Here is a 4,995-nt window from a genome sequence, read left to right as displayed (position 1 = left end):
CCTGGAAATGGCCCGCCGGTTCGGGGCCGACCAGGTGGTTAATATCGATCAGGAGGATGCGGAGCCGGCCGTGGCTGCCGCCACCCAGGGCCGCATGGCCGATTTGGTGATGGATGCCAGCGGTCACCCCAGCGGTGCGCGGCTGGCCTTCAATTTGGCCGGTACCGGCGCCTCGGTGATTCTGCCGGGATTGTATGGCGGGAATACGGAAATCCCATTGCCGCTGGATCGGGCCGTCTATCGGGAGATCCGCCTGATCGGCGTCTTCTCCCATGACAGCCGCGCGGTGCGGGCCGCCATCGAGATCGTCAGGCGTGGAAAATATCCCTTCAAGGAGATGATCAGTCACCGCTTTCCCCTGGAAAAGGCCAGAGAAGCCTTGGCCCTGGTCGGCGGAGATGATCCCGATGCAGTGCCGATGAAGGTCGTGCTCGATCCGGCAATCACGGATTAACCCACAACGCCATGGACCCTGCAGTGACGAAGGATCCGCGTAACGCCGATATCGGGCTTCTGACGAACCCATCAATCCTGCGTAAAAGAACTTGACAGGTCACCGCCAAGCCTGTACTTATGCGCAGAATCAACAGATTGACGTAAAAGGACAGAGGCGATGTTTCACTTTTTTACCGGCAGCTATTTTTGCTTTTATTGCTTTAGCAAGGGTCTGCCCGGCGCGCGCTGAATGTCCTGAAACACCCCGAAAGACAAACCGAGCCGTGGGCAGACCTAAAACCCACGGCTCTTTCTTTTTAAAGGGCCGTGGAGAAGACTCTCCCCGGCCCTTTGCTATCACAGGAGCGGACCACGACCATGGATGAAGGCGGGACCCCCCAGGATTGCACGATGACGACCGATATTTGCGAGATCCGCCAAGGGATCGACGATATCGACAATACCATTCTTGAATTGATCAACCGGCGCCTCAACCTGGCCAAGCGTATCGGCGAGCTGAAGAAGACCAGCGGCAACCGGGTGGTCGACAGCACCCGGGAGAGCGAGATCCTGCGGCGGTTGACGGCGCTCAACAAGGGGCCCCTCAACCCCAACGTGCTGCACCATATTTTCATCGACATCATCGCCGCCGCGCGGTCCATCCAGGCCTCCCAACGGGTGGCCTACCTGGGGCCCGAGGCGACCTTCACCCATTTGGCGGCCACCAGCCACTTCGGCTATTCGGTCACCTACGTGCCCCAACCCAGTATCCGCGAGATTTTCAGCGAGGTGGAGAAGGGGGCCTGCGAATACGGGGTCGTACCGGTGGAGAACTCCGTGGAAGGCTCGGTGCGGCACACCCTGGATCTTTTTTTCGAGTCGGAACTGAGCATCTGCGCCGAGCGCTACCAGCCGGTCTCCTATGATCTTCTGGCCCAGGAAATCGGCCTGTCGGGTGTGGCCAGCGTGTTCGCCCACTCCCAGGCCCTCAACCAGTGCCGGGCCTGGCTGAATCAATACTTGCCGAAGGCTGAACTGAAAGAGTGCAGCTCCAGCGCCTTTGCCGTGGAACAGGCACTGGCGCACAAGGACGTGGCCGCCATTGCCGGTTGCGGGGCGGCGGCGCTTTTCAAGCTGGAAGCGGCGGCTTCCAAGATCGAGGATTTCTCCCGGCCGCCCACGCGCTTTCTGGTGATCGGCAAGGAGCGCGCCCGGCCATCGGGCAAGGACAAGACCTCCCTGATGTTCGCCCTGGCGCATGTTCCCGGCGCCTTGGCCGGTGCCCTGACGCCCATTACGGATGCGTCGATCAACTTGCTCAAGATCGAGTCGCGGCCCACCCGTCATGAGAGCTGGAGCCATTTCTTTTTCATCGACCTGGAGGGGCACCAGGAAGAGGAACGCATCCAGAGGGCCGTCGAGATGATCCGGCCGCACACCCTCTACCTGAAAACCCTGGGATCCTATCCCTGATGGGGCAGGGGGTGTAGCCATGTCCCGATCCGCCATTGGCGCGCGTACCGCCGTTTACGGGGTGATCGGCGATCCCGTGGGGCACAGCCTCAGCCCGCTGATGCATAATGCCGCCTTCCACGCCATCGGTGTGGACGGGGTCTATGTGGCCTTTCCCGTCAAGGATCTCGCCGGGGCCGTGGCCGGTATGCGGGCCCTCCACCTGGGCGGGATCAGCGTGACCCTTCCCCACAAGGTGGCCATCATGGATCTCTTGGACGAGGTGGAGCCGACGGCGCGCCGCATCGGTGCGGTCAATACCGTCGTCAATGCGGATGGCCGCCTGGTGGGCTTCAACTCGGACAGCCCTGGTGCCATGACCGCCCTGATGGAGCAGACCCCCATCGACGGCAAGCAGGTGGCCGTGCTCGGAGCCGGCGGCGCGGCCCGGGCGGTGCCTACGGCGTCAAGCTGCATGGCGGACGTCTTTTGATTGTCAACCGGGACACGGCCAAGGGCGGCCGGCTGGCCGCCGAGCTGGATGGCGATTGCATGGCCCCGGCCGATTTCACCGGTGATGGCATCGATATCCTGATCAACACCACCCCCCTGGGCATGACCCCGGATGTGGATCGCACGCCCGTTTCCGACGATTGCCTGCGGCCGGGCATGACGGTGATGGATATCGTCTACAACCCCTTGGAAACCCGCCTGTTGCGCACGGCCCGGGCCATCGGTTGCCGGGTGGTGGACGGGGTGGCCATGTTCGTTCACCAGGGGGCCATCCAATTCGAACGCTGGACCGGCAAAACGGCGCCGGTTCAATTGATGCGAAGCACGGTGCTATCCGCACTTGGCGCCAATCCGTGACGGATTGGTATGAAGCCCGATATCGGCGTTACGCGTATCTTCATTTTAAATGGGACCGACACCATGATCGAAATCAAACCTCACCGTATCACCCATGCGCACATCCGCGTGCCCGGATCCAAGAGTTACACCCATCGTACCCTGATTGCCGCGGCCCTGGCCGATGGCACCAGCACGGTGCGCGCCCCCCTGCGCAGTCAGGATACCCTGTTGACCCTGGCGGCCCTGGCCAAGTTGGGCGCGGGGTCGATGACCGCGAAAGCGAGATCGTGATCCAGGGGCAAAACGGCCGTTTCAAACCTTGCGCGCAGGAGATCTACCTGGCCAACTCGGCACCTCCATGCGTTTATTGGCCGGTGTCGCGGCCCTGGGCGAGGGCCTGTATACCCTGACCGGCACCCCGCGCATGTACCATCGGCCCATCGGTCATTTGCTGGAGGCTCTCAACCAATTGGGCATCGCGGCCCGGGCCTTGGAGAACAACGGCTGCCCGCCGGTGGCGGTGCCGGGCGGCCAGGCGGTCGGCGGGAGGGTGGATATCAATTGCAGTGTCAGCAGCCAGTTTCTCTCGGCCCTTTTGCTCATGGCCCCCTGCACCCGTGACGGCATGTCGATCACGGTCTCCCACGGCCCGGTTTCCCGGCCCTATGTGGACATGACCGTGGATATCCTGAACCGTTTCGGCATCACCGTCGCGCGTGACGGCTACACCCGTTTTGACGTTGCCGGCGGCCAGACCTACCGCGCCGGCGACTATACCGTGGAACCGGATGCCTCCCAGGCCGGCTATTTCTGGGGGGCGGCGGCCATCACCGGCGGCAGCGTCACGGTGGGCGGCGTATCGACCGCTTCCAGCCAGGGTGACGTCCGCCTGGCCGGGGTCTTCGAGCGCATGGGCTGCCGGGTGGAGCATGTCCCCGAGGGGATCACCGTGACCGGCGGGCCCTTGAAGGCCGTGACCGTGGACATGGCCGACATGCCCGACATGGTGCCCACCCTGGCGGTGGTGGCGGCCTTTGCCCAAGGCACCACGGTGATCGAGAACGTCGCCCATCTCAAGGCCAAGGAGAGCGACCGGCTCACCGCCACCTGCAGCGAACTGAAGAAGATGGGGATCGACGCCGTGGCCGAGGCGGACGGGCTGCGGGTGACCGGCGGCAGCCCGCGAGGGGCCGTGATCGAGACCTACGACGACCACCGTATGGCCATGAGCTTCGCCATGGCCGGCCTGAAGGTGCCCGGGGTGAAAATCAAGGATCCGGGTTGCGTGGAGAAATCCTTTCCCGACTTCTGGCAGGTGTGGGAGCGCCTGTCCGCCTCCGGTGGTGCATCGTGAACCTGTTTTTGATCGGCTACCGCTGCACGGGCAAGACCAGCGTGGGAAAATTGCTGGCCCGTCGCTTGAATCGGCCTTTCGTGGACCTGGACGAACGCGTGGTCGCCACCGCCGGCATCAGCATCGCCGCGATGGTGGCCGCCAGCGGCTGGCTTTTTTTCCGCGCGCGCGAACGCGAGGCACTGGAAACCGTTGCCACCGGCAGCAACCAGGTGGTTTCGCCCGGTGGCGGCGTGATCCTCGACCCCCGCAACGTGGCCACCATGAAGCGGCACGGCGTGGTGGTCTGGCTGACGGCCACCCGGGAAACCATCGCCGCCCGCTTGATGGCCGACCCGGCCACCGCCGCCAACCGGCCGTCGCTGACCGATCGGGGGCTGATGGAAGAGATCGATGCGGTGCTCGCCGAGCGCGTGCCGCTTTACCAGAACGCTGCGGATTTGACCATCACCACGGATCACCGCCCCATCGACGCGGTTGTCCAGCGGATTATCGATTACTTGGAGGAAAAGGAAGATGTCCAGTAGCTTCGGTACTCTCTTGAAAGTCTCCACCTTTGGCGAATCCCACTGCAAGGGCGTGGGCGCGATTCTGGACGGCTGCCGCCGGGCATGCCCCTGACCGAGAGCGATATCCAGCCCCAGCTGGACCGCCGGCGACCGGGCCAGAGCCGCTTGACCACCGATCGCCAGGAAGCCGACCAGGTCACCCTCTTTTCCGGTGTGGAAAACGGGGTCACCCTGGGAACGCCCATCGGCATGATGGTTTACAACAAGGACCAGCGCCCCGGGGATTACCGCGAGATGCGCAAGATTCCCCGGCCTTCCCACGCGGATTACACCTACCAGATGAAGTACGGCATCCGCGCCTCGTCCGGCGGCGGCCGTTCCAGCGCCCGCGAG

The 4,995-nt window shown here is 63.7% G+C and carries 9 protein-coding genes; all 9 read left to right on the top strand.

Features of this window, described 5'->3' with window-relative positions:
- Positions 1 to 454 (top strand): zinc-dependent alcohol dehydrogenase (locus JCM12296_RS32310; protein ID WP_157068101.1); only part of this gene is annotated, 454 nt, incomplete at its 5' end.
- 359 nt (positions 455 to 813) lie between these two features.
- Entirely contained in the window at positions 814 to 1,908 is a 1,095-nt protein-coding gene (gene pheA / locus JCM12296_RS32305) for a prephenate dehydratase (RefSeq protein ID WP_054701754.1), read from the top strand.
- Between the two features lie 19 nt (positions 1,909 to 1,927).
- Positions 1,928 to 2,380: a shikimate dehydrogenase family protein gene (locus JCM12296_RS46545; RefSeq protein WP_246805221.1), complete on the top strand. Its 453-nt coding sequence runs from the start codon at positions 1,928 to 1,930 to the stop codon at positions 2,378 to 2,380.
- Positions 2,377 to 2,757: a shikimate dehydrogenase family protein gene (locus JCM12296_RS46540; RefSeq protein WP_246805219.1), complete on the top strand. Its 381-nt coding sequence runs from the start codon at positions 2,377 to 2,379 to the stop codon at positions 2,755 to 2,757. Before JCM12296_RS46545 ends, JCM12296_RS46540 begins: the two co-directional genes overlap by 4 nt.
- 9 nt (positions 2,758 to 2,766) lie before the next feature.
- Positions 2,767 to 3,030, top strand: coding sequence for a hypothetical protein (locus JCM12296_RS48580; RefSeq protein ID WP_281492236.1), 264 nt, complete (start codon positions 2,767 to 2,769; stop codon positions 3,028 to 3,030).
- A 67-nt stretch (positions 3,031 to 3,097) separates the two neighbouring features.
- Complete coding sequence (aroA, locus tag JCM12296_RS32295) at positions 3,098 to 4,093, top strand: 3-phosphoshikimate 1-carboxyvinyltransferase (protein WP_281492235.1); 996 nt, start codon at positions 3,098 to 3,100, stop codon at positions 4,091 to 4,093.
- On the top strand, positions 4,090 to 4,620 hold the full coding sequence (gene aroL, locus JCM12296_RS32290) for a shikimate kinase AroL (RefSeq protein ID WP_054701752.1): 531 nt from the start codon (positions 4,090 to 4,092) through the stop codon (positions 4,618 to 4,620). The genes aroA and aroL overlap by 4 nt, the downstream gene beginning before the upstream one ends.
- A complete protein-coding gene (locus tag JCM12296_RS49970; RefSeq protein ID WP_246805217.1) occupies positions 4,610 to 4,714 on the top strand; it encodes a chorismate synthase in 105 nt (34 codons plus the stop codon). The genes aroL and JCM12296_RS49970 overlap by 11 nt, the downstream gene beginning before the upstream one ends.
- Positions 4,705 to 4,995 (top strand): chorismate synthase (locus JCM12296_RS32285; RefSeq protein WP_246805215.1); only part of this gene is annotated, 291 nt, incomplete at its 3' end. The genes JCM12296_RS49970 and JCM12296_RS32285, both read left to right, overlap by 10 nt.

This window comes from Desulfosarcina cetonica JCM 12296, assembly GCF_001311845.1.
In the GTDB taxonomy this organism is placed as follows: Bacteria; Desulfobacterota; Desulfobacteria; order Desulfobacterales; family Desulfosarcinaceae; genus Desulfosarcina; species Desulfosarcina cetonica.
This window is presented reverse-complemented; position numbering and strand designations above follow the sequence as displayed.